The organism is Roseburia lenta (assembly GCF_014287435.1).
In the GTDB taxonomy this organism is placed as follows: Bacteria; Bacillota; Clostridia; order Lachnospirales; family Lachnospiraceae; genus Pararoseburia; species Pararoseburia lenta.
The window spans coordinates 67427-93097 of sequence record NZ_JACOPG010000005.1 but is presented as its reverse complement, the minus strand read 5'-3'; the positions used below and the strand labels follow the sequence as shown (position 1 = coordinate 93097).

The 25671-nt window shown below is 46.9% G+C and carries 22 protein-coding genes and 1 pseudogene; 3 read left to right on the top strand and 20 right to left on the bottom strand.

The features are described from left to right. Positions 1–17 precede the first annotated feature (17 nt). From H8R94_RS11795 to H8R94_RS11765, 7 genes and pseudogenes are all read right to left on the bottom strand, one after another. Positions 18–851, bottom strand: coding sequence for a TrmH family RNA methyltransferase (locus H8R94_RS11795; protein WP_186854737.1), 834 nt, complete (start codon positions 849–851; stop codon positions 18–20). 146 nt (positions 852–997) lie between these two features. After that, positions 998–1144 (bottom strand): annotated as a pseudogene (locus tag H8R94_RS12460) (fumarate hydratase C-terminal domain-containing protein); the annotation flags it as partial. A 65-nt stretch (positions 1145–1209) separates the two neighbouring features. Then, entirely contained in the window at positions 1210–1854 is a 645-nt protein-coding gene (locus H8R94_RS11785; RefSeq protein WP_118281840.1) for a DUF624 domain-containing protein, read from the bottom strand. 5 nt (positions 1855–1859) lie between these two features. Then, positions 1860–2732 carry a carbohydrate ABC transporter permease gene (locus tag H8R94_RS11780; RefSeq protein ID WP_118281839.1) on the bottom strand — a complete coding sequence of 291 codons (873 nt, stop codon included), beginning with the start codon at positions 2730–2732 and terminating at the stop codon, positions 1860–1862. Beyond that, positions 2722–3714, bottom strand: a complete 993-nt coding sequence (locus tag H8R94_RS11775; RefSeq protein WP_118281838.1) for a carbohydrate ABC transporter permease — start codon at positions 3712–3714, stop codon at positions 2722–2724. Before H8R94_RS11775 ends, H8R94_RS11780 begins: the two co-directional genes overlap by 11 nt. Positions 3715–3780: 66 nt before the next feature. Further along, positions 3781–5175, bottom strand: a complete 1395-nt coding sequence (locus H8R94_RS11770; protein ID WP_186854736.1) for a hypothetical protein — start codon at positions 5173–5175, stop codon at positions 3781–3783. Positions 5176–5255: 80 nt separating this feature from the next. Beyond that, positions 5256–6275: a LacI family DNA-binding transcriptional regulator gene (locus H8R94_RS11765; RefSeq protein WP_118281836.1), complete on the bottom strand. Its 1020-nt coding sequence runs from the start codon at positions 6273–6275 to the stop codon at positions 5256–5258. Between the two features lie 411 nt (positions 6276–6686). Here H8R94_RS11765 and H8R94_RS11760 point away from each other — a divergent pair, with 411 nt between their 5' ends. Then, positions 6687–9122, top strand: a complete 2436-nt coding sequence (locus H8R94_RS11760) for a GH36-type glycosyl hydrolase domain-containing protein (RefSeq protein WP_186854735.1) — start codon at positions 6687–6689, stop codon at positions 9120–9122. A 119-nt stretch (positions 9123–9241) separates the two neighbouring features. Here H8R94_RS11760 and H8R94_RS11755 read toward each other — a convergent pair whose 3' ends face one another. From H8R94_RS11755 to H8R94_RS11700, 12 genes are all read right to left on the bottom strand, one after another. Further along, a complete protein-coding gene (locus H8R94_RS11755; protein ID WP_118281834.1) occupies positions 9242–9898 on the bottom strand; it encodes a thiamine diphosphokinase in 657 nt (218 codons plus the stop codon). A 66-nt stretch (positions 9899–9964) separates the two neighbouring features. Continuing rightward, positions 9965–10612 carry a ribulose-phosphate 3-epimerase gene (rpe, locus tag H8R94_RS11750; protein ID WP_118281833.1) on the bottom strand — a complete coding sequence of 216 codons (648 nt, stop codon included), beginning with the start codon at positions 10610–10612 and terminating at the stop codon, positions 9965–9967. Between the two features lie 34 nt (positions 10613–10646). Continuing rightward, a complete protein-coding gene (gene rsgA / locus H8R94_RS11745; RefSeq protein WP_186854734.1) occupies positions 10647–11525 on the bottom strand; it encodes a ribosome small subunit-dependent GTPase A in 879 nt (292 codons plus the stop codon). A 9-nt stretch (positions 11526–11534) separates the two neighbouring features. Continuing rightward, positions 11535–13493: a Stk1 family PASTA domain-containing Ser/Thr kinase gene (gene pknB / locus H8R94_RS11740; protein ID WP_186854733.1), complete on the bottom strand. Its 1959-nt coding sequence runs from the start codon at positions 13491–13493 to the stop codon at positions 11535–11537. A 2-nt stretch (positions 13494–13495) separates the two neighbouring features. Then, positions 13496–14233 carry a Stp1/IreP family PP2C-type Ser/Thr phosphatase gene (locus tag H8R94_RS11735; RefSeq protein ID WP_118281830.1) on the bottom strand — a complete coding sequence of 246 codons (738 nt, stop codon included), beginning with the start codon at positions 14231–14233 and terminating at the stop codon, positions 13496–13498. A 14-nt stretch (positions 14234–14247) separates the two neighbouring features. After that, positions 14248–15288 (bottom strand): 23S rRNA (adenine(2503)-C(2))-methyltransferase RlmN, encoded by a 1041-nt coding sequence (gene rlmN / locus H8R94_RS11730; RefSeq protein ID WP_118535974.1) that lies wholly within the window; start codon positions 15286–15288, stop codon positions 14248–14250. A gap of 8 nt (positions 15289–15296) precedes the next feature. Then, entirely contained in the window at positions 15297–16577 is a 1281-nt protein-coding gene (gene rsmB / locus H8R94_RS11725; protein ID WP_186854732.1) for a 16S rRNA (cytosine(967)-C(5))-methyltransferase RsmB, read from the bottom strand. Beyond that, positions 16570–17283, bottom strand: a complete 714-nt coding sequence (locus tag H8R94_RS11720; RefSeq protein WP_178010095.1) for a zinc metallopeptidase — start codon at positions 17281–17283, stop codon at positions 16570–16572. Before H8R94_RS11720 ends, rsmB begins: the two co-directional genes overlap by 8 nt. A gap of 38 nt (positions 17284–17321) precedes the next feature. After that, entirely contained in the window at positions 17322–18278 is a 957-nt protein-coding gene (gene fmt / locus H8R94_RS11715) for a methionyl-tRNA formyltransferase (protein ID WP_118281826.1), read from the bottom strand. 12 nt (positions 18279–18290) lie between these two features. Continuing rightward, complete coding sequence (def, locus tag H8R94_RS11710) at positions 18291–18767, bottom strand: peptide deformylase (protein WP_186854731.1); 477 nt, start codon at positions 18765–18767, stop codon at positions 18291–18293. Between the two features lie 24 nt (positions 18768–18791). After that, positions 18792–21020, bottom strand: coding sequence for a replication restart helicase PriA (gene priA, locus H8R94_RS11705; RefSeq protein ID WP_186854759.1), 2229 nt, complete (start codon positions 21018–21020; stop codon positions 18792–18794). Between the two features lie 24 nt (positions 21021–21044). Then, entirely contained in the window at positions 21045–22517 is a 1473-nt protein-coding gene (locus H8R94_RS11700; RefSeq protein WP_186854730.1) for a UDP-N-acetylmuramoyl-L-alanyl-D-glutamate--2,6-diaminopimelate ligase, read from the bottom strand. 204 nt (positions 22518–22721) lie between these two features. Between H8R94_RS11700 and pyrB the strand changes: the two genes are divergently transcribed. Both pyrB and H8R94_RS11690 read left to right on the top strand, forming a co-directional pair. Beyond that, positions 22722–23642, top strand: a complete 921-nt coding sequence (gene pyrB / locus H8R94_RS11695) for an aspartate carbamoyltransferase (RefSeq protein WP_118281823.1) — start codon at positions 22722–22724, stop codon at positions 23640–23642. After that, positions 23636–24064, top strand: a complete 429-nt coding sequence (locus tag H8R94_RS11690) for an aspartate carbamoyltransferase regulatory subunit (protein ID WP_118281822.1) — start codon at positions 23636–23638, stop codon at positions 24062–24064. The genes pyrB and H8R94_RS11690 overlap by 7 nt, the downstream gene beginning before the upstream one ends. Positions 24065–24264: 200 nt before the next feature. Here H8R94_RS11690 and H8R94_RS11685 read toward each other — a convergent pair whose 3' ends face one another. Then, complete coding sequence (locus H8R94_RS11685; RefSeq protein ID WP_186854758.1) at positions 24265–25458, bottom strand: ATP-binding protein; 1194 nt, start codon at positions 25456–25458, stop codon at positions 24265–24267. Positions 25459–25671 lie beyond the last annotated feature (213 nt).

Here is a 25671-nt window from a genome sequence, read left to right as displayed (position 1 = left end):
CCACTTTTTGTCGAAATTTATACATTTTTTTGATCCGCACCGGTTTTTCCCAGTTCCCAGAAAGCCACTGCACTGGCTGCCGCCACGTTTAAGGAGTCCACGCCATGCATCATGGGAATACAGACCGTGTAGTCACAATCAGCGATCGTTTCCTTTGCCAGCCCATCGCCTTCCGTTCCCAGCACCACTGCCAGACGTTCTTCCGCAAGCAGTTTTGGATCATCCACGGCATAAGAATCCTCTTTTAATGCCATGGCGACTGTCTTATAACCCATCTGCTGCAACAGATGCCCCGTCTCTTCATACCACGCCTCTTTGGAAAGATAGGTCCAAGGAATCTGAAAGACCGTTCCCATGCTGACCCGGCAGGCTCTGCGATACAAAGGATCTGCACAGCCATGGGTCAAAAGAATGCCATCCATGCCAAGGGCTGCCGCCGACCGGAAGATGGCGCCGACATTGGTCGGATTGACTACTTCTTCTAAAATGGCGATACGTCTTTTCCCCTGACAGATGCTCTCCACCGTCGGCATGGGCTTGCGCCGCATGGCACACAGCATACCCCGTGCCAACTGAAAACCGGTGATCTGTGTCAGCACAGAAAGGTCTGCCACATAGATCGGGATATCGCCCACTTTTTTCAGGACTTCCCCTGCTTTTTTCTCCACCTGTCTTTTTTCCATCAAAATAGAAATCGGCTCATAGCCGGCCTCTAAAGCACGCAGGATCACATTGGGGCTCTCCGCGATAAAAAGACCCGGCTCCGGCTCAAAATAATGTAATAATTGTGCTTCCTTCTTATCTATATACATATCCAGTTGTGGAATATGCAGGTCTGTGATCTCGATCATACGCTCTCCTTGCCATAAGGGACGTTCCTTTTGCCACAAGGAGTGTCCCCTTGGTTCTGTTTTTTCTTCCTCTAAGATAAACGAAAAGATGAGATTTGTAAAACAGAAAAACTCCTGTGCACACCTGCACAAGAGTCTTTCCTGATACCGACAACAACGCGCACGCCTGTCTCTTTGACAAATTCGTACTCGAATTTCTCCATACGCATAGAGGTGGTCGGTCCAACCGATACCATTTCGTATTTTTCATCACCCAGCGGACGGATGATCGGACCTGCATGCAGGATACCGTCTTCTCTTTCACGCCCCTTCGTACTTCCAAATTTATTGACTTTGCTTCCGGTTACGACATCACACCTTATCTGCCAACGCTGTGAACTTCCAGAGTCTCTTCCCGGCAAAGTGTATGATCCCAAATTAGATGAGAGAGCCAAAGCTGCAGTGCCACGCCAAAGAAAACAATGATATAGCCGACCAGGCTGGTAAAGACCGGTCTAAAATAACATAAAATGACAGGGCTGCCCCAGATACCCCAGAGCAAAAGGGTCGCCGGCAGTTTGCCAAAAGCAAACAAAAAAGCATTGGTCAGATGCCCTTTGACCCGGTTGTCATAGTTTGCTACCAGTGGGAAAATCCAAAAGAGCATACTGACTGCCACAAAGAAAAGCACGCCGCCAAAGAATAAAAAGAACATATTGACAGGCTCTGCGATCCTGATGGCATAATATATATCCCCAGCGCCCAAGACCATGACGCTAGCAAGGACCAGCCACGCACCGGTCGCCTGCTTAACGTCAGCGGCAAAGGCATGGAAAAACTCTAACGTCAAAATACCGCCCTCCGGCTCTTTCATTTTTTTCATACAACGTGCCCCGGCGCTGAGCGATGCCCCGATCGTCACGATCGGGATACAGCCCAAAAGCACGAGAAAATTGAGCAGTACAAACTGCCCAATCTTTCCCAAGATCCATATAACTTTGTTCTCAGATGTAAAATTCAACATTTCTTTTACCCCTTTACGCCACCGAGTGATACGCCCTCCACGATAAATCTGGATAAGAGGAAGTACATCACAAGCATTGGCAAGATTGTAATGGAGAGTCCCAAGAATACAACACCATAGTCGGTACGGAAGGATTCGCTTGTCAGCATCTGCACAAACATGGTCAGTGTCTTTTTCTCAGAACTGCTGATGATCAGTGTCGGCATGAACAGATTGTTCCAACTAGCCACAAACTGGAAGATCGCTTGTGTTGCGATCGCCGGTTTCATCAAAGGTACGACGATCGTGTTAAAGATACGGATCTCACCGCAACCGTCGATGCGGGCCGCCTCTACCAGTTCCGGGGAAAGCGCTCCCTCCATGTACTGTTTCATAAAGAATACGACCGCCGGAGTAGTAATACCCGGGATGATCAGCGGCCAATATGTATCCAGCAGATTCAGTTTCATCATGAACTGGTAGAAACCAATGGCAAAAACCTGCGTCGGCACCATCATGACACCCATGATAAATGCCCATGCTGCTTTGCGACCTTTAAAGGAGTAGTTGTGGATGCCGTATGCTGTCATAGAAGAAAAATATACGGACAATACGGTAAATGGAACAGCCACCTTAAAGGAATTGAACATGCTTTGTAAGACTGTAACACCAAGACCCTGTTGGGATTTGTCGAAATTTGCGATATTGTTTTTTAAATTTGATCCAAAGAGAAGTGATATACCGCTCTGTACCTGGGTCGACGTGCGTGTTGCATTGACGAACATCAGATAAAATGGGATCAAACTGATCAGACAAAGCAGGATCATAATGATGTTCCGAAAGATCTTCTGCCTGCGTACGGCTTTTGTCTTATTTTGCAATGGCTGATTACTTTCCATGACGCTTGCCCCCTTTCTTCTTTTTTCCGCCTCCGCCATATGCATCGGATGTCTGCATGACGCGGAAGAAGATCAAACTAATGATCAGGGTACAGATAAAGAGAAGTACGGATACTGCCGCCGCCCTTCCGGTATCTGTATTGTGCAGTCTCATAATGTACATGGTCACAGTTGTTGAAGTATCGTTTGGTCCTCCCACATAGCCTGTGCCCTGCCCTACATTAAAGAGTGCCGGAATATCGAATAACTGAAGTCCACCGATGGCTGATGTCACAAGTACATACAACATGACCGGCTTTAACAGCGGAAGGGTAATCGAAAAGAACTGCTGTCTGCCTGTCGCCCCATCCAACTCGGCGGCTTCGTAAATATCAGGACTGATACCTATGATACCTGCAATCAGAAGTAACATAGTATTGCCATACCACATCCAGACCTGGATCATGGAAATGGATATGCCGGTTCCCCACTTGCTCATCATAATATCCGCATTTTGTGAGATCCAACCCAGACTGCGCAGTGTCGACATGATCGGACCATACTTGCTTAAGAGGGCACAAAAGAGAAGGGAAATAGATGCCGCTGTAATAATATTCGGCATGTAAAGAACAACCTTGTAAAAGCCTCTTGCCTTTAATTTTGCACGATTATTGGTCAGCCATGCGGCTGCCAAAAGGCTCAGTAAGATCTGGGGTACAAAGTTTAACAACCACAGACGAAGCGTATTGCCCAGGTATTTTAGGAAATATCCCTGTTCACCATCTGCAATACCCAGCACGTTCAGATAATTCTGAAGTCCTGTAAAAGTGATCGTTGTCCGCAGATTTCTGGTGGTGTACTCAAACATGCTGTAATAGAAGGTATTGATCAGCGGCCACAGGGAGAAAACCAGATATACGATAAAGAACGGTGCAATAAAGAGATAACCATACTTCCCATAACTGACCGTCTTTGGTTTTGTTTCTTTTTTTCCTGCTTTCATATGGTTTTCACCTCATTTAAAATGATTGCCCGGAGCCCAAGTCCTGCTCCGGGCAAAGGATTTTTACTACTCTACTTTCAAATAAGAATATGTGTCATGTACGGCTGCCTTGAAGTCCTTGATGGCAGTGTCCTTATCAGATTCGCCGGTCGCATATGCGGTAACTGCTGCCGGGAACAGGGTCTCATTGATCGTCATATCTTCTGCTGTAACCAAAGATACATCTACATTCTGTCCTCTTGTCGAGAAGAATTCCGGAATGTTCTGGTCGCCGTAAAGGCTAAAGGTAGAAGCACCCTTTAAATTGTTTGCTACGATATCAGAGATAGCCTTCTGGTTGTTTACAAAGTCACCATTTGCTTTATAAATGCTTGTCATGAAGTCCTTGTCACAAGTGCAGGACTTGATGATCTCTGCTGCAACGTCTGTATCAGCACATTTTGCGGTTGCTGCAAGTCCGGTACCGCCCCAATAGAACTGAACCGGTGCGTCTACAAGGATGGTGTTCTTATCCCATGTATCAGTCAGGCTCCAATAGGTGTACCATGGGCATCCTGCAAATGCGATACATGCTTCTGACTTCTCGCCATCGCCATCTTTTAATGCTGCCCAGTCTGTCCCCCACATAGTAGTATTAAAGGTAAGATCTTCATCATATAAGGTCTTTGAGTATTCCATGTATTCTTCCATGGCAGGATCCATCTGGATCACATCATTGTCATCATACCAGCCAACGGTACGGGCACCATTTAAGAAGATGTACTTCAGATCATCATAGCCGGAGAAGAGTTTTACTTTTCCGCCGGAAGCATCATTGACTTTTCTTGCTGCTTCTAAGATAGAATCCCAACTAGAGAAGGTCTTCTCAAGTTCTGCCTGATCGGTCGTGCCCAAGTACTTTTCTGCAAGATCAGCACGGATCTGGATACATCCGGGTGTTGCCTGCCAGAAAGAAGCCTTCTGAACGCCATCCTTGTCAGAACCAAGTTCGATATTGTAAGAGAACTGGTCTGCTGTATCAGCATCTGTGATGCCGAGATCCTTAAGGCTCATCAGATAATCAGACTGCACATATTTCTGCACATAACCAACTTCCAAAAGCATCATGTCAGGATAAAGTTCGTTGCTCGGATCGTCTAACAAAGCATCGATCTTGTCCTGATAGTAACTGGAACCACCGCAGTTTACAAATACCAGTCTATCCTTGAGATCCGGGTATTTTTCTACTAATAGGTCCTGCAAGGTCGTAAAATCTGTGTTCCACGCCCAGACAACAAAAGCATCTTTTGCACTCGGATCACCTGTGATCTCATTATCCGGAATGGCATCCTCATCGGAACCACTCTCCGTGTCTGCATCACTGTTTGCCTGATCGTCGTTCCCCCCAGAACTTCCACAGGCTGCCAACGAAAACGTCATGGCAAATGCCAACAACATCGCTAACACTTTTCTCTTTTTCATTTCGTTTTCCTCCTTTTTAAATACATTACATATAAATATTTATTGCTAACCACAGTAGTCATCGCCACTGTAATTGTGCACTAGGTATGATTGATGTCCCTTACGGACTGTCCTTTTTCCACATAGCCTTCGACAATGTATGGACGGATCAGCGTTGTCTTTGGTTCCTCGATCAGACTGATCAACTGCTCTGCTGCCAATCGTCCAATGCTGTCCGTGTCCTGCTTTAAGGTCGTCAACTGCGGCTCCAACTGATAGGCGATCCGTATACCGTCATAACCGGCTACGGAAATGTCCTGCGGGATCTTGAGTCCAGCCTGTCGGATTGCCTTGATACCGCCGAAACTGGCGAAATCATCCTGATATAAGATGCAGGTCGGTCGATCCTCCAATGCCAGAAGTTCTCTGGTTCTTTCATATGCCTCATCCGCGTTGCGGTATGCCGCTTCCTTGATGTAAGCATCCGGGATGGATAAGCCCTTTTGCTCCGCCATCCGGTAAAAGGTAGATAAGCGGCTCTGGGTAACTGCGGAATCTGCGCCATGGATATAAGCGATCTTCCGATGTCCTCTTTCATATACATAGGAAAAGAGGTCTTCCATGCCCTTTGCATTGTCCGACATGATGGCGATGCGATTGTGGAAAAGGTGATCGATCGTCACTACCGGAATGTTGCTTTTTACAAGTTCTATCACTTCCGGGTCGTTAAAATCGATACAGGCGATCACCACGCCATCAAATCCACGGTATCTGGCATGTTCCAGATAGGTCATGCGGTTGGGACGGGTCTTGCAACAGTTGATAAAAGTCATATCATAGCCCTGCTGCTCCGCTGTCTGCTTGAAACTGTCAAGCACATGTGAAAAGTAATTGTGTGTCAAACCGCTACGTGCTTCATCGACAAACAAAACACCGATATTATAAGTACGATTTGTCTTGAGTGCCTTTGCCGCAGAGTTTGGAAAATATCCCATGTCTTTTGCCACCTGCCGAATCCGTTCCTTTGTCTCAGCACTGATATCATTGTGATCGTTGAGTGCCTTGCTGACGGTTGCCACGGAAACCTGACAAGCCTTTGCAATATCCTTGAGTGATACCATCCTTTCTCCTCTCGACTTTGTAATTTGTTTTGAAGAAAAATCTCTTAATCGTTTTCGTAAGTTGAATGTACATCAATTTGATATGGTCTGCAAGCCTTTTTTGATGTTTTCACCTATTTTTGGCAAGGTTTCACAGTTTAAGGACTTTTGTTTTGCCCATTTTTACGAAACTACATTTTCGTAATTATTTTATATAAGGAAAGCCCATAAAAAGCCTGTGGTTTTCGTAGTATTTTCGTTGATTTCCTGTTGATTTTCCAAGTTTTATACATTATAATCTGACTCAAGAATAAATATTCCATTATTTTCAGTCTCTTAATCGTTTTCAGTATGGTGCAGCGCTTACCAGGTATTTCTTAAATTCTTTGCACCACCTTCATTCAATTTTATAGTTAAAAATCGGAGGTTATTATGAAATTTGGTTACTTTGATGATCAACATAAGGAATATGTGATCACTACACCGAAAACACCACTTCCCTGGATCAATTATCTGGGAAACCGGGAATTTTTCTCCCTCATATCCAATACCTGCGGCGGCTATACCTTTTATCGGGATGCCAGACTCCTGCGCCTGACTCGCTACCGCTATAACGACGTACCTTGCGATACTAACGGCAAATACTTTTATATCAAAGATGGGGACTGCATCTGGAATCCAGGCTGGCAGCCGACCAAGACGGACCTAGATTTTTACGAATGTTGCCACGGCCTGGGCTATAGCCGTTTTACCGGGAAAAAGAAGAACCTGCAGGCATCGGTTCTCTTCTTTGTTCCTTTGGAAGATAACTGTGAGCTCCAGTGGCTGCATTTAAAAAATGATGGCGATGCGCCTAAGACTTTTTCCCTCTTTTCTTATGTGGAATGGTGTCTTTGGAATGCGGATGACGATATGAAGAACTTCCAGAGAAATTTGAGTATCGGCGAAGTCGAGATTGAAGATTCGGTCATCTACCATAAGACCGAGTACCGCGAGCGCCGCGATCACTTTGCTTTTTATGGGGTCAATGCACCGATCGACGGATTTGATACCAGCCGGGATGCCTTTCTTGGTGCTTACCGGGGCAATGACCATCCACAAGTTGTAGAAAAAGGCGCCTGCTCCAATTCCGTAGCAAGCGGCTGGTCTCCGATTGCCTGCCACCAGATCGATCTGACCCTTGCTCCAGGTCAGGAAAAATCGCTGATCTTTGTTCTGGGCTATGCCGAAAATCCCCTTGCGGAGAAATGGTCTGCGCCCGACATCATCAATAAGAAACCGGCGAAAGAGATCCTTGCCAAATACCAGACCGATGCACAGGTGGAGCAGGCTCTATCCGCCCTGGCTGCCTATTGGGAAGACCTGCTATCCAAATATCATGTCACATCTTCCAATGAAAAAGTCGATCGCATGGTCAATATCTGGAACCAGTATCAGTGTATGGTGACCTTTAATATGTCACGCTCTGCCTCCTACTACGAATCCGGTATCGGACGCGGTATGGGCTTCCGCGATTCCTGTCAGGATCTGCTTGGTTTTGTCCATCTCATACCGGAGCGTGCCAGAGAGCGTATCTTAGACATTGCCGCAACACAATTTATCGACGGCAGTGCCTACCACCAGTATCAGCCGCTGACCAAAAAAGGAAATTCCGATATTGGCAGTGGTTTTAATGATGATCCCCTCTGGCTGATCGCTGGAACAGATGCCTATATCCGCGAGACAGGCGATTTTTCCATCTTAGACGAAGCCGTGCCATTTGATAATGATGTCAGTCTTGCCGCGCCACTCATGGAACATCTGCACCGGTCTTTTGACTATATCGTAAACCATAAGGGGCCTCACGGACTGCCTCTGATCGGGCGTGCCGACTGGAACGATTGCCTGAATTTAAACTGCTTTTCCGCACATCCGGGTGAATCCTTCCAGACCTTTGGTCCAAGTGAGGGACCGGTAGCGGAATCTGTCTTTATTGCAGCCATGTTTGTCAAATACGGAAATGCCTATGCCAAGTTATGCCGGCTAACCGGGAATACGTCCGAGGCCACGCGGGCAGAGAAAGAAGTTGCCAAGATCTATGATGTCATCTTAAAGGATGGCTGGGATGGCAAATGGTTCCTGCGTGCCTATGATGCCCACGGGCAGAAGGTCGGCTCCCATGAATGTGAGGAAGGACAGATCTATATCGAGACACAGGGCTTCTGCCCTCTCGCCGGTGTCGGCGTCAAGGAAGGTCTTGCCAAAGAAGCGCTGGATTCTGTCAAGGAACGACTGGACACCAAATACGGTATCGTCCTGCTCCAGCCTGCCTACACCAGATATCATCTGGAACTGGGCGAGATCACTTCTTATCCACCGGGATATAAGGAAAATGCGGGTATTTTCTGTCATAACAACCCATGGGTTTCCATTTCCGAGACCGTGATCGGCAGGGGCGACCGTGCTTTTGAGATCTACCAAAAGACCTGCCCTGCCTATGTGGAGGAATTCAGTGAGATACACCGGACAGAGCCTTATGTTTACTCACAGATGATCGCCGGACGCGATGCCGCCTTCTTTGGAGAAGCAAAGAACAGTTGGCTGACCGGAACGGCTGCCTGGACTTTTGTCAACATATCCCAACATATCTTAGGGCTTCTGCCAACCCATGAGGGCTTATCGGTAGATCCGTGTATTCCGCATGATTTTGGGGATTTTGAACTAACAAGAAAGTTCCGTGAAGGAACCTACCATATTCAGGTGAGAAATCCGAAACAGGTAGAAAAAGGTGTGGTCAGTCTGCGTGTCGATGGACAGGAAATTGCAGGCAATGTCATTCCTTATGTAAGAGGTAAAAAAGAATATCAGGTCGAGGTCACACTCGGCTGACGTCAGGGACGTTCCTTTTGCCATAAGGAGCGTCCCTTTTGGCTTTCTGAGACAGGCGCAGATAAGGACAAATGGGCAGGCACCTATCCGTTTGTCCTTATCTGTGCCTGTCTCCGTGCTCAATCCTTGGACTCAATCACAATCAGCGTTCCATCCTCCACCGTGATCACGGCTTCCTCGTCCACGATCTCATTACTGATGCCTAAGGATGTAAACGGCTGCAGATCTACATGATCCAGCGGATAGAATACGCCGCTCTCGCTTACACCTCTTGCAACGCCGCAAAAAGAAACCACGGATACATATTTTCCATACTGTTCTTCCTTTTTGATCCGGCACTCCTTCTGGATCAGACGGATCCGGTTATGTTCATCCAAAAGAAAAATATGGCGATCCTGTACAAAGCCCTGTCCTAAAATGGCAATATTGCCAAGCACATGATCCAGTCTGGTTCCGGTTCCTCCCAAAAGAAAGATATCACCCTTTGTCTTTTCAAACGCCAGATGCAGCGCCGCTTCCGAATCTGTATCATCCTTTATGGGATTGAGTTTTGTTACATTGCGACGGTCTGCCAGAAAGGCATCCTTGACCTGCTCATCCAGTGAATCAAAATCTCCTATGACATAGTCCGGCTCAATCTGCAATTTCATGCAGGCTTCCAGGCCTCTGTCCGCAGCGATGATCGTAGCCCCCGCATGTTCTTTTATGACATTTTCCAAAAAAGGCAGGGATAAATTACCCCCTGCCAAAATCAGTGTTACTTCTTCGTTTTTCATGCTGTAACCTCTATACTACCAAGCCATTCGGGACACTCCATAAGCCAAAAGGAACGTCCCTGTGGTCTACATATGCGTCAAAAATGCTTCTACATTGGCTGCTGCATCCCCGGAAAATACGGCACTGCCAGCCACAATGATATTGGCACCGGCAATAAGTGCCTGATCGACATTATCCAAGGTAATGCCACCATCCACCTCAATGTCAAGTTTGATGCCACGCTCTCCTAAGATACGACGCAGTTCTGTCACCTTCTCCAGGGTATATGGGATCAGTTTCTGTCCGCCATAGCCCGGATTTACCGTCATGATCAGTACCATATCTACCTGATCTATGACATGGCGCAAAACCTCGATCGGTGTTGCCGGATTGATCGCAACGCCTGCCATGGTCCCCAGTTCCTTGATATGCGCTACCGTACGATCCAAATGGCGGCAGGCCTCCGCATGCACCGTAATGATATCGGCTCCTGCCTTGGCAAAATCCTCCACATAGCGATCCGGTTCTTCGATCATCAGGTGCACATCTAAAATGCGGTCTGTGTATTTACGCAAAGACTTGACCACCGGTGCGCCAAGTGTGATGTTTGGCACAAACATACCATCCATGACATCAATGTGGATATACTGTGCTCCCGCCTCATCAATTCTCTCTATCTCCTCTGCCAATTTACCATAATCTGCAGATAAAATCGAAGGTGACAAACAATTCATGATTCTCTCCTGTTTACTCTGTTTCCGCCAGGCACTAATATTTTCTTGCCTGAACGAGTTCTTCATACAATAACTTGTAATTGTCATAGCGGCTCTGCGCGATCTGCTTGCGTGCTACCGCCTCTTTGATCCCGCAATCCGGCTCTCCTATATGGGCGCAGCCCTGAAAACGACATTCCGGTTCATGTGGCACAAATTCGGGGAAACATTCCCATAGACCCCCTGCCTCGATCTCCGGTACATACATGGAACTAAAGCCCGGTGTATCCATGATAAAGGAATCCCCGCCAATGGGAATCAGTTCACTGTGTCTGGTCGTGTGTTTTCCACGCCCGATCTTCTGGCTGATGGCACCGGTCTCCATCAGGGTATGATCCTGCAATCCATTGATCAGCGACGACTTGCCAACACCGGACGGTCCTGCCACCGTAGTCGTCTTGCCCTGCAAGAGTGTCCTGATCTCCTCTCTGCCCTCCCCGGTGATCGCCTGGGTAAAATGTACCGGATAGCCTGCCAGTTCATAGGTCTCCTTTAAGACCTGCTTGTCCGCCCGGCTTCCCAGATCTTCTTTGTTAAAGCAGATCTGCACCGGCACATCCTGATAAGCCATCATGACCAAAAAGCGGTCCAAAAGGTTGAGATTGGGTTTTGGAGAATCGGTCGCAAAAATAACAAGTGCCTGATCGACATTGGCAACTGCCGGACGGATCAGGGCATTTTTGCGCGGTAAGATCCTGACTACGTTTCCCAGATGTTCTGCCTCATCCAGCACATCGATTTCTACCTGATCGCCAACCAGAGGCTTTAACCCTTGTTTTCGGAAGGCACCTTTTGCCTTACATTCATAAATTCCGGATCCTGCTACGAAAACGTAGTAGAATCCGGAAATTCCTTTTACTATCCTGCCTGTCATGTGCATCCTTTATTGCTTTGTAAATGTAACCGTTTTTGTCTCGTTTACACCATCACCAGTAATTTCGATTGTTCCAGATGAAGTTGCAATATCTTTTGCACTGATATTCAATGACTGGTTTGCCTGCAGATCCCATGACGCAATGGAAACGCCTTCCGCATCCTTTAAGACAACGGATACCGGTACATCATGTGTATTGCTGACGCTGCCGGAATAACTGTAATACTCCGGTTTTTTGCCGTCACTGATCACCAGATCAACTGCGGTTCCGGCATCTACCGTCTTGCCCTGTGTAATACCCTGACGGATAACTCTGCCTGCCGCATAATTATCACTGTATTCGGTTGTCACATTTCCAACCTGTAAGCCGACACTTGCAAGTTCATTGGCTGCTTCCTGCTGTGTCTTATTGGTCAGGGACGGTACCTGTACGGACTGGATGCCTGCACTGACAACGATCGTCACAGTATCACCCTTTTTACCAACACCGGTCGGTGTCTGGCTGATAACCTGCCCCTCTGCTACATCAGAACTGTATTCAAAGGTACGGTTTGCCTTAAATCCTTTATCTTTTAAGGTCTGAATGGCTGCATCGCCGTTCATGCCTACCACGCTTGGTATTTCAAGATCTCCTTCTTTGCAAACGGTGATCTTGACCTTTTCTGTAGTAGAGACCTTGTCGCCCTCATCAGCACTCTGCTTGATGACTTCGCCTTCCTCTGCATCATCGGAAGACTCATAAACGATCTCGTAAGAAATGCCTGCCTTCTTTAAGGCTGCGACTGCCTCATCCTCGGTCATGCCCACAACCTTGATCATTTCTACCTGCTCTGCCTGTGTCTTGCTGTCCTTATCGCTGTCGCTCTTCTTGGTTCCAAAATGGAAAAGTCCAAAGAAACTGCCCACAATATAGATCACAATGGCAATGATGATAACGGCTGCCGCGATTCCCATAATGGTGATCGCCTTATCGAGTTTTGGATTGACCGGACCATCTTCTTCCTCGTCTTCCTCATCCTCTAAAAGTTCGCCCTCATCGACTTCCTCGCCCTCGGCAAGTCCTTCCCGGATCTGCTCCTGCTCCTCCGGTGAGATCACGCGGGTCTTTTCCACATCATCTGCGGAACCGATCGTCACAAAATCCTCATTCGGGCTGACAAGTGCTTTTTTCAGATCCAAAAGTAGATCTTCGATCGTAGCGTATCTGCGATCCGGGCTCTTCATGGTACATTTTAAAATGATCTTTTCTAAACTGATCGGCAGTTCCGGTGCATATGCACTCGGTGCGACCATTTCTTCCTGTAAATGCTGCAAGGCTACGGCAACGGTGGTATCTCCGTCAAACGGTACACGTCCGGTCACCATTTCATACATAACGATACCCAGAGAATAGATGTCGCTCTTGCCGTCCACATAACCATTTCTCGCCTGCTCCGGTGATGCATAATGCACAGATCCCATCACATCCGCATGAATGGTGTTGGAAGTGGTGGCCCTAGCGATACCAAAATCGGTAACCTTGACCTTACCTTCCGTGGAGATAATGATATTCTGTGGCTTGATATCCCTATGGATAATGCCCTTATTGTGGGCTGCCTCAATACCGCGACCTACCTGAATGGCGATGCTGATCGCCTCTTTAAAATTGAGTTGTCCCTTTTTCTCGATATAGGTCTTTAGGGTGATACCCTCGACATATTCCATAACGATATAGTACATGCCATTTTCACTGCCGACATCATAAATGTTTACAATATTGGCATGTTCCAAGCCTGCCGCTGACTGTGCTTCTGAGCGGAACTTTGTCACAAAGGTAACATCCTCTGCGAACTCCTGTTTGAGTACTTTTACTGCTACTTCTCTACCTAAGATATGATCCTTTGCCTTATAGACATCGGACATGCCGCCGGTACCGATTTTATCTAAGATCTCATAACGATCTGCTATATAATTTCCTTTTGTCAACATTTTTACACCTCATCAGAAAATGGTTCTATTACTATTACCGTAATGTTATCTTTACCACCATGATCGTTCGCCAGATCGACCAATTTTGCTACTTTATCTGCCACCTGACCGGATCCCGCCAAGACCTCTTCGATCTCGCTCTCCTCGACCATAGATGTCAGTCCATCCGTACACATAAGTACCAGATCTCCAGCCTGCAGGGTCTCATCAAAGAAATCAACACGGACCTCTGCCTCCGCGCCAACTGCTCTTGTGATCAGATTGCGCTTTGGATGGCTTCTGGCTTCTTCCTTTGGCATCTCGCCCTTGCGCACCATCTCTCCGACCACGGAATGATCCTGCGTGATCTGGCTCAACTGTCCGTCCCTATATACATAAAGCCTGCTGTCACCAACATTTGCCACACAAAGATGATCTTCCAAAAGCGTTGCTACAACCATGGTCGTACCCATGCCATATTTGTCCTCATCCTGTGTCGCTTCCTCGTATATGCTCTTGTTTGCTGCTGTAATTCCCTGATTGATAATCTGAACCGGTTCAGATCCCGTATCGGACGCGATCTCACGTTTTGCCAGTGCGATTGCCTGGCTGGATGCGTATTCTCCTGCCTTGTGGCCGCCCATTCCATCGGCGACCACAAAGAGATTCGGTAAAGAGCCAATGGTCTCTTCCGTGGCAAACACTGCATCCTGATTTTGCGAACGCATACGTCCAATATCCGTCAAAACAGAATAGTTCATGTATTTTACCTTTCTTATGTCTCGGAAATATGTCTATGTCTTAATTGTCCACAGGCTCCATCAATATCTCTGCCCATTTCCCTTCTAATAGTAACATTTTTCCCGTATATTTCAAGTTTGTTTTTAAAGGTCTCGATCGCCCGCTTGCCCGACTGCACATAGTCCCGCTCCTTGATCGGGTTGACCGGGATCAGATTGATATGGCAGTTGATCCCCTCTGTCAGCGCACACAACTCCGCAGCATCTTCCTCGCTGTCATTGACACCGCCCACCAGGCTGTACTCAAAGGTCACGCGTCGCCCGGTCTTTTCAAAATAGTAGCGGCAGGCATCCACCGCCTCATGGATATCGTATTTATTGGCAACCGGCATGAGTTCCAGACGCTTTTTCTGGTTTGGTGCATGCAGAGATAAAGCCAGTGTGATCTGCAGACCTTCCTCCGCCAGACGGCGCATATTTGGCACGATGCCACAGGTAGAGACCGTGATATTGCGCTGACTCAGATTTTTACCATGTTTATCGGTCAGCAGATGGATAAAACGTATGAGATTGTCGTAATTATCCATAGGTTCTCCGGTCCCCATCACAACGATATTAGAAACCTTTTCCCCTGTATCCCGCTCAATGGCATAGATCTGATCTAGTATCTCCGATGGTGTCAGGTTTCTGACCAGCCCATCCAGAGTCGATGCACAAAAGCGACAGCCCATGCGACAGCCCACCTGTGAGGAAACACAGACCGAATTTCCATGGTGATAGCGCATCAGAACGCTTTCTACCATATTGCCGTCCGCTAGAGCAAAGAGATACTTGCGCGTACCGTCTTCCCTTGAAATCTGACAATCGATCTGTTCCAATGCCGTATAGGTCGTCTGCTCTTTTAAAACTTCCCGGAATTTCTTTGGCAGATTTGTCATCTCATCATAAGATGCCACATTATGTACATGCATCCATTCATACAACTGTTTGCCGCGGAATTTCTTTTCTCCCAGTTCTTCTGCAAAGGTCAAGACTTCCTCATATGATAAAGACTTGATATCTCTTTTTTCTTCCATCTTTCTTCCTATCTCTTTTTCATCTTTGCCAAAAAGAAACCGTCCTGCTTACCTGCTTTTGGCAAAAACTGCTTTTCTGTTTCCAACGAAAAGTCCGGGTGCTTCTCTAAAAACCATGTCACATTATCCTCGTTTTCCTGAGACGAGATCGTACAGGTCGAATACATAAGCGTCCCGCCTGCCTTGACATAAGCGCAGACCACATCCAGGATCTGACGCTGCAATATCGCCAGTTCCTTCTGGGTCTCTTTTGTCATGTGGTACTTGATGTCCGGCTTTTTTGCCACAACACCAAGCCCGGAGCAAGGCGCATCGCAGATCACGACATCCGCCTGCCCGATGGATTCTTCGTTTAAGATGGTCGCATCCCATTTTTCTGCCCGAATATTGGCAAGCCCCATACGCCTGATATTTTCTTCCAAAATGGAAACCTTGTGATCCGAAAGATCCCTTGCTTCCACAAGTCCCGTGCCTGCCAAAAGTTCTGCCGCATGCAGACTCTTACCACCGGGTGCCGCACAGACATCGATCACATGATCCCCTTGCTGAATACCGGCACTGTGTGCCACCATCATAGAGGAAAAATCCTGGATATAAAAATCTCCGGCAAGAAATTCCGGGATACCGCGCAGATAGTCATAGCCACTGATATAAAGGGCATATGGGATCTCCTCGCAAGGCTCTACCGTGATCCCCTGCGCCCGCAGATTTTTTGTCAACTCTTCCACAGAAATATTGCCGGTATTGACACGGATACAGGTTTTCTTTTCCTCTAACAATTCCTCTAGGATCTGCTTTGTGGTCTCCCCGCCAAACTGTTCTTCCCACGCATCAATGATCCATTGTGGCATGGAATAGGCTTCTGAAAGACCCTTGTAAGTGATGCTATCCTTGTTTCTTGAAATATTGCGCAACACACCATTGACAAAACCGGAAAGGCCGCCCAGTCCATGATTTTTCACGATACGGACGGCTTCGTTGCAGACCGCCGCATCCGGCACACCATCCATAAAAACGATCTGGTAGACACTGCTGCGAAGGACTGTCCGGATGAGCGGTTTCATCTTTGGCACTTTAGGCTTTTTTACAAACTGTCCTAGAATGGCATCGATCTGTAAAAGCCGCTCAATGGTCCCCTGCGTCACACGCGTGATAAAAGCACGCTGCTGTTTAGACAGATATTGATATTTTTCCAAGGTCGCCCCCAGTACCAGATGGGAATATTTTCCTTCTTCCAGTACTTCTTCTAAGATGGCGACAATGATTTCTCTTTGATTTGGATCAGTCATCGCGTCTATTTCCTCCAAACAGGAGCAAGAGCCGTAAGAGTTGCAGGATTGCTGCTGCTGCACTTGCAACGTAGGTCAGTGCTGCTGCTTTTAAGACCTTTTTCGTTCCTTTGAGTTCCTCATGGGATAACATGCCTGTATCATTTAAAAAGCGAAGTGCTCTCGCAGACGCATTAAATTCGACCGGAAGTGTCACCAACTGGAACAAAACTGCCAGAGAAAATGCGATCACGCCTGCCATGATCAGGGTCTGCCCCATACGGCTGTTAAAGAGCAGTCCGATGATGATAAGTGGCCAGGACAGGGTGGATCCTAAATTTGCTACCGGGACAATGGCACTGCGCAAAGTCAATGGAAAGTAGTTGCGCTGGTGCTGGATGGCATGCCCGCACTCATGCGCCGCCACGCCGATGGCTGCCACACTGGTAGAATTATAGACCGGATCGGATAAGTTCAAGGTCTTGTTGCGCGGATCGTAATGATCCGTCAGATTGCCGGATACATGCTGCACCGTCACATCATAAATACCGGATCTGCGAAGCATGTGCTCTGCCGCCTGTGCGCCCGTCATACCGGAGGCACTGCGCACGCGGTTGTATCTGTTGAAGGTTCCTTTGACCCGCGCTGATGCGATCAGGCAGATGATGGCGCCGATGACGACCAGGTAATAGGTCGGGTCCCAGTAAAATCCATAATATCCGTACATAATTTTGCTCCTTAAATAAATATATTGTGTATCAGCAATTATGCCTGCGTCATACTTTCCTGCTCCCCTAGAATCGTGCCCGCCGGAATATCGCGGCCTCGCAGGAAATCTGCGACAGGCATACGTTTTTTGCCCTCCAACTGGATCTCTTCCATCACTAAGAGTCCGTCCCCGGTGACTACCGCGATGCCATCAGCATCTGCCGCTACCACCTGTCCCGGCACGGCATCCGGGACGATATTTTTCTCCACGCGTGCCTTCCAGATCTTCAGTGTCTTATTTCCCAGATGGGTATAAGCGCTCGGCCAAGGGTTCAGGCCTCTGACCAGGCGCTCCAGTTCGACAGCACTTCTTGTAAAATCAAGATTTCCCATGCTCTTTTTGATCATGCCGACATGAGTCGCTTCCGCTTCCTCCTGCGAAACCGGTGTAATCGTGCCTGCTGCAAGCCCTTCCATGGTCTTAACACAAAGTTCTCCACCGACGATCGCCAATTTATCAAAGAGGCTTCCACCAGTCTCATCGGCTGCAAGTCTGACTTCCTCTTTTAGAAGCATGTCGCCATCATCCAAGCCGACCCCCATCTGCATGGTCGTCACACCGCTGACTTCATCGCCATTCATGACCGCCCATTGGATCGGGGCTGCGCCACGATATTTTGGTAAAAGCGAAGCATGCACGTTGACACAGCCAAGTGGGGGGATCTCCAAGACTTCCTTTGGAAGGATCTGCCCAAAGGCTGCTACGATAAAAATATCCGCATCCTGTTTTTTCAGGACTTCCACTGCCTCCGGCTCGCGGATGCGCTTTGGCTGGTAGACCGGAATATCATGTTCCACTGCCCAGGTCTTGACTGCCGGAAACTGCATCTCCTTGCCTCTGCCCTTTGGCTTATCCGGCTGCGTCACCACCATGACGATCTCGTGTCCTGCCTTTGCAATGGCATCCACCGTTGCTACCGCGAAATCCGGTGTTCCCATAAAAACAACTTTCATTCCCCTTCTCCTCTATGCTTCCTCTTCTTCATAATTTACATCATGCAGATTGCCTTCTACCTTTTCGGTATACATATGTCCGTCCAGATGGTCGATCTCATGTAAAAGGGCTCTGGCTAAAAGTTCTTCGCCCTCCACCTCATATTCTTCCATATTTTCATTGAAAGCATGCACCTTGGCATAATTCGGACGGGTAACCTGACCGGATTTGCCCGGAAGAGATAAACAGCCTTCCTCTCCTGTCTGCGAACCGGATGTCTCAAGCACTTCCGGGTTGACTAAAACGATCGGACCGTCCCCTACATCGATCACTGCGATCCTGCGCAGAACGCCCACCTGCGGTGCTGCAAGACCTACACCATCGTATTCATACATGGTATCGACCATATCCTCGATCAAGGTTGCGATCCTTGGTGTGATCTCCTTTACCGGACGGCATACCTTTGTCAAAACGTCGTCTCCCTGTACTCTAATCTGTCTGATTGCCATAAAATTATCCCTCTTTCTATAAAATTACGCCTGATTCATTGGATCAAAATCGAACCAGACCATTACTTTTGCAAATCCCGCATCCGCCTGTATGGTCTGCGCAACGCGATCTTTTATCTCGATCAACTGCTCATAGTCCTTGTGCTTGCAGTAGATCACTTTTTTGTATATATCCCTGACCTTTGCCACGACGGCATCGGATGGACCCAAGCACCGGATCTGCGGTGCCTTGTCTTCGATCAGGTCTGCCAGTGCCTTGGCACATCGGTCAGCCTCTTCTTCCTTTTCGGAAGTGATGAGGATCAAAAGCATATGCGCCGCCGGTGGATAGTCCATCAACTCGCGGTAGGCGATCTCCTCCTCATAAAATGCCTCGTAATCCTGATCTTTTGCAGCAAGGATGCTGTAATGGGTCGGCTGGTAGGTCTGCATCACGACATTGCCCGGAATGTCGCCCCTGCCCGCTCTGCCTGCTGCCTGTGTCAAAAGTTGAAAGGTACGCTCTCCACTGTGAAAATCGCTGGAATTGAGCGATAGGTCTGCTGCCAGCACACCGACCAGAGTCACGTTTGGAAAATCATGTCCCTTGACGATCATCTGCGTCCCGATCAAAATATCCGCCTGCCCTCTGCGAAAGGCATCCAGGATCTCCTGATGTCCGTTCTTTCCGCGTGTCGTATCCGTATCCATACGCAGAACGCGCGCCATCGGAAAGGTCTGTCTGACGACCTCCTCAAACTTTTGCGTGCCCGCCTTAAAGCCGCCGATATATTTGGAGCCACAGGACGGACAGACCACCGGTTTTCTCGTCTCATAGCCACAATAGTGACAGCGCAGGACATCCCCGCGGTGCAGACTCAGTGAAACGTCACAATGGGGACATTTTATCACATGCCCACAGGCTCTGCAAGAAACGAAGCCTGCCAGCCCTCTCCTGTTGACAAAAAGCATGATCTGCTCTTTTTTCTGCAGACGGTCTGCCATCAGTTCCTGTAATCTGCGCGATAGGATCGAACGGTTGCCCTGCCGCAGTTCCGCACGCAGGTCAACGATCTCACAAGTCGGCAGCGTCCGTCCCGATATACGATCCGGCAAGGTCAAAAGGGTATATTCCCCACTTTTTGCCTTGGCGAAAGACTCCACCGATGGTGTCGCGGATCCCAAGACCACGCTCGCCCCCTGCATCTTTGCCCTGGCGATCGCCGTCTCCCTTGCATGATACCTTGGAACGGTCTCACTCTTATAGGAAGGTTCGTGTTCCTCATCTATAATGATAATCCCTAAATCGGAAAAAGGTGTGAACAAAGCACTCCGCGGGCCTATCATAATGCGGATATCTCCTTTTTTTGCCCGCTCGTACTGGTCAAAACGCTCTCCCGGCGACATGCGGGAATTCATGATCGACACCTGATTGCCAAAGCGCTGATAAAAACGCATCAGGGTCTGATAGGTCAGTGCAATCTCCGGGATCAGGACAATGGCACTTTTTCCGTCCGCCAGAGTCTTTGCAATGAGTTCCATATAGACCTGCGTTTTTCCGCTGCCGGTTACCCCATACAAAAGATAAGTTCCCAGCCTGCCTGCTTCCATATCCTGCGTGATACGCGAAACAGCTACACTTTGCGCCGGACTGAGGACGATCGGTCTTTCCTTTTCCAAAGTCATGGGCACAGGATTTCGATAGGCACGCTCGGCGTCGATCCGCACCCAGCCATTTTTTTCAAAATCACGGATGACAGTCGCCGGGATCTGCATTTTGCCTGTGATGTCCTCCCATGGCAGGGTAGACCTTTCCATCAAAGTCCGCAAAAGTTTCTCCTTTGCCTGACTATGCCTTTTTCTGGCAAGCAAGGTAGAGAGTTCGTCCCGTGCCTGCTCCTGCGTCAGAAGAAAGGTGACCGTCTTTTTTTCCTTGCCTGCCTCTTTTTTCTTGATGGGGATGACCGTCTTTAATGCCTGGTTCATGGTGCATCCATAATTGCGGCGGATCCAAGCAGCCAGCGCAATCAACTGCGATTCCACGGCAATGCTGTCCTTTGACACACCAAGAATGGGTTTGATCCGCCCGGCATCAATCTTTGGCTCCGTGGACATATCGACCACATATCCCGTAATGCGCCTTTTGCCATTGCCAAAGGGGATCACGACACGACTTCCAATCTGTACGGTTTCCCGCAAATGTTCCGGAATCTCATATTGAAAGGTCTTATCCAGTTTTTCCAGTGATATGTCGATTATCACGTCACCATACAACATCTGTCTTTCCTTCTGTAAAAATTATTTTGTCCAGCCTAATTCTTCCAATACTTCCGCGATCAGAACACGTTCATCCATCGGGTACTTTTTGCCCTTGATCTCCTGATAATCTTCGTGTCCCTTGCCAGCTAAGACAATGATATCCCCCGGCTGTCCGTGTGAGATCGCATAGCGGATGGCTTCTTTCCGGTCAATGATCTCGATATACTTGCCATCGGTTTTGCCGATACCGGTCTTAATGTCATCAATGATCGCCTGCGGTTCTTCAAAACGCGGATTATCGGATGTGATGATCGTAAGATCTGCCAACTTGCCGGACACCTCGCCCATCTCGTACCGACGCAATTTGGAACGGTTGCCGCCGCAGCCAAAGAGACATACCAGTCTGCCCGGTTCGTATTCTTTTAAGGTCGTAAGCAGGCTTTCCAGACTCATGGCATTGTGGGCGTAGTCGATCATCAGCGTAAAGTCATCAGATACATGCACCAGTTCGATACGTCCTTTGACAGAAGCATTCAAAAGTGCCTTTTTCATGACTTCCATATCCACCCCGTAATGATTGCAGATAGCCACTGCCGTCAGCGAGTTATAAACACTAAAGCGTCCCGGTACACTGGTCTCGATATCCCCCTCCAAAAGACCGCTCACATGATAAGCAACGCCTAGGTGACCGCCCTTTCGCACCAATTTCATATCGGTTGCACGAATGTCTGCATTTTCTGAAAATCCGTAGGTCTGCACCTGACAGGTGTGGTTCTTTAAAATAGCCTCCACATGGGCATCATCCGCATTGACAATACCCAAACGGCACTTCTGGAAAAGCAGGGACTTGCACTGCAGATATTCCTCAAAAGATGCATGCTCATTTGGTCCGATATGATCCGGTTCGATATTGGTAAAGATGCCGACATCAAAGGTAAAGCCATCCACGCGATGCATCATAAGTCCCTGGGAAGATACTTCCATGACCGCATAATCACAGCCGGCATCCAGCATCTTGCGGAAATACTCCTGCACCACATAGGATTCCGGTGTCGTATTATTGGCAGGGATCTTTTCATCCCCGATGATGGCTTCGATGGTACCGATCAGGCCAACTTTAAAACCTGCATTTTCCATGATGGACTTGACCATGTAGGTGGTCGTCGTCTTTCCCTTGGTTCCTGTGATACCGATGACCTTTAAGGTGTCTGCCGGGTGGTCAAAATATGCTGCTGCCAGATAAGCAAGTGCCTCTCTGGTATCTGCCACTTTGATGACCGTCACGTCCGCTCCGACCTCTACATCTTCTGAGACCACAAGAACACTGGCTCCTTTTTCCACCACTTCTTTCGCAAACGCATGCCCATCCACTGCGGCTCCTTTTACGCAGACAAACATGGCATCCTTTTCTACTTTTCTGGAATCATAAACAAGGCTTGAAATCTCCTGATCCAGATTTCCCTGTAGCAGTTCATAATCCAGTTTTTCCAGTAAATTTCTAACACACTTCATATCTATTTCCTTTCCGCTTTCCACTGATTTTTTCATAACCTTTAGTATAGCAAATTCAGACCAAATGTGCTAGAGGGACGTTCCTTTTGCCACAGGGAGTGTCCCTGCGGCACTATCGTCTGAATAGTCTGAAAATCACTTATGAGTTGAATTTTGCAGTCCGCTATTATATGATAGAAAAAATACCAAAAACGGAGGTTTGTTATGCGTCATCTTATGAACCCTCTGGATTTTTCAACAGAGGAAATCGAGCAACTAATGGATCTGGCCGATGACATGAGACAGCATCCCGACAAATATGCGGATTCCTGTCATGGCAAAAAACTGGCCACTTGTTTCTACGAGCCAAGCACTCGTACTCGTTTAAGTTTTGAAGCAGCCATGCTCAACCTTGGTGGTTCCACTCTTGGTTTTGCCAGTGCTGATTCTTCTTCCGCTTCCAAAGGCGAAAGTGTTTCCGATACCATTCGTGTTATTTCTAGTTACGCAGATATTTGTGCAATGCGTCATCCCAAGGAAGGTGCTCCTTTAGTAGCTTCCTCTCATTCCAGTATTCCCGTTATCAACGCCGGTGATGGTGGTCACCAACATCCCACACAGACATTAGCAGATTTATATACCATTCGTTCTTTACATGGAAGACTGGATAATCTGACCATTGGCTTATGTGGCGACTTAAAATTTGGACGAACCGTGCACTCTCTGATCAATGCACTGGTACGCTATCCCAATATTAAATTTGTATTGATCTCACCGGAGGAACTGCGTGTTCCAAGTTATATCCGTGAAGATGTCTTAGACAAAAAACACATTCCATATGTAGAGGTTGAAAAACTGGAAGATGCCATGCCGGAACTCGACATTCTCTATATGACCCGCGTGCAGAGGGAACGTTTCTTCAACGAGGAAGACTATCTGCGCATGAAAGATTTCTATATCTTAAATGCCGATAAGATGGCTCTTGCCAAAGAGGATATGATCGTCCTGCATCCACTGCCACGAGTCAATGAGATTTCTGTGGAAGTCGATGATGATCCAAGGGCAGCCTACTTTAAGCAGGCACAATTCGCCGTCTATATCCGAATGGCACTTATCTATACATTATTGGAGGTGGGATCATGTTAAATATCAGTGGAATTCACGAGGGATTTGTTCTCGATCACATTCAGGCAGGCATGAGCATGAAGATCTATCATGATCTGCACTTAGATCAGTTTGATTGCACCGTTGCCATCATCATGAATGCCAAAAGCAACAAAATGGGAAAAAAGGACATCATCAAAGTAGAATGTCCGATCGATGCCTTAGATCTTGATATCCTTGGTTATATCGATCACAATATCACGGTCAATGTCATTCAAGGCGATAAGATCGTAGATAAAAAGGTTCTGACCCTTCCTCGTCAGATCAAGAATGTGATCTCCTGCAAGAACCCAAGATGCATTACTTCGATCGAACAGGAATTAGATCAGATCTTTATTCTGACGGATGAAGAAAATGAAGTGTATCGCTGCAAGTACTGTGAAGAGAAATACAACGGAAAATAATCATCACAGGGGCGCTCCTTTTGTAGGGGCGTCTTTTTATTTGCATTTATGTTTAACGCTTGCGTGACGGCAGACTGTGTTATGAAAAAAGATTGGAATCAGATTCGTCGTGTCTCTCGAAAGAGACACAGAATCTTATGACGTTTTTTCATAACACAGTCTGCCGTCGCGCAAGCGCTTAATACAAAACGTAAAAAATACTATTCTCGTAACCATCTACAGATATCAACCACTTGCACTCCTTTGTAATCATATGTTTCATGATGTGTTCTTGCAAGTATCATTTTAGGATATGCATCTCTTATTGCAAGCAAAGGCGAATATTCTCTTTCAAATGTTTTTTCATCTGAAATATTATCGCTTACCTGAATATATATTTGAGTCTCACGTTTCTTCGCTACAAAATCCACTTCCTTTTTATAAAGTTTTCCCACATATACCTCGTATCCTCTCCTACGCAGCTCCAGATAAACAATATTTTCATAAGTTCTTCCAAAGTCCATGTTTCGCGTACCATTGACTGCATAACGAAATGATGTATCGCAAAGATAATATTTACTATTATTTGCCAGATATTTTTTCCCTTTTAAATCGTATCGTTTTGCCTCATAGAACAGAAATGCATTTTCCAAATAACCAATGTATTTTGATACCGTCTTTCTGGTTATCTCGCTCTGGTCGTTTTTTAAAGTTTTGCTGATATTATTAGGCGAAAGTAAATTACCGATGTTATCCATCATGAATTCAGATATGTTGGTGAACTCTGATTTATTTCTTATCTTATACTTTTCAACCAAATCTCTGATAAGAATGGTTGCATACACATCCTTAACGTAATGATATTGTCTGTCCTCAATCCTATATACATAAGATCCAGGCATACCACCAGTTCGGACATAACGATCAAAAGCTTCATCATATCTATCTGTAATTCCATAATAAGTTAGATATTCCACAAAAGAAAATGGATATACTTTTATTTCCATCGTTCTTCCAGTAAAAAGCGTTGCTAAATCTGAACTTAATAAAAATGCGTTTGAACCAGTAATATAAATATCATAAATTTCTTTTGTATAAATACTATTAATTGCAAGTTCAAACTGTGGACACAACTGAACCTCATCAATTAGTAAAACATTCGCCATTCCCTCTTTGTACTGATCCAGAATATACTGATGCAACGCATGATATTCCAACAAATGATCAAACTCTAACTCCTGAAGGTTTATCATAACAATATTTATCGGTTCCTCTAATGACTGTAGGTAAGAGACAAACTCTTGCAGCAATACCGATTTACCACTTCGTCTAATGCCCGTAATTACTTTTATATCCGGTGTTCCATACAATTCAATCAGTTCATCTAAATACTTTTTTCTTACGATAATCTGCATGGCAAAATCTCCTATTCCCACTTTTTGAATTATTTTCATTTTTCGGTAATATATTTTATAGGCTGATATTACCATACTCTGTTCCTTCTGTCATTATTCTATTCCCACTTTTTGAAAATCATTCATTTTTTGGTATCACTACTGAGGTAAAGGCAAGCGCTTAATACAGAACGTAAATAAGACGCTCCCTTACAAAAAGGAACGCCCTTTGTT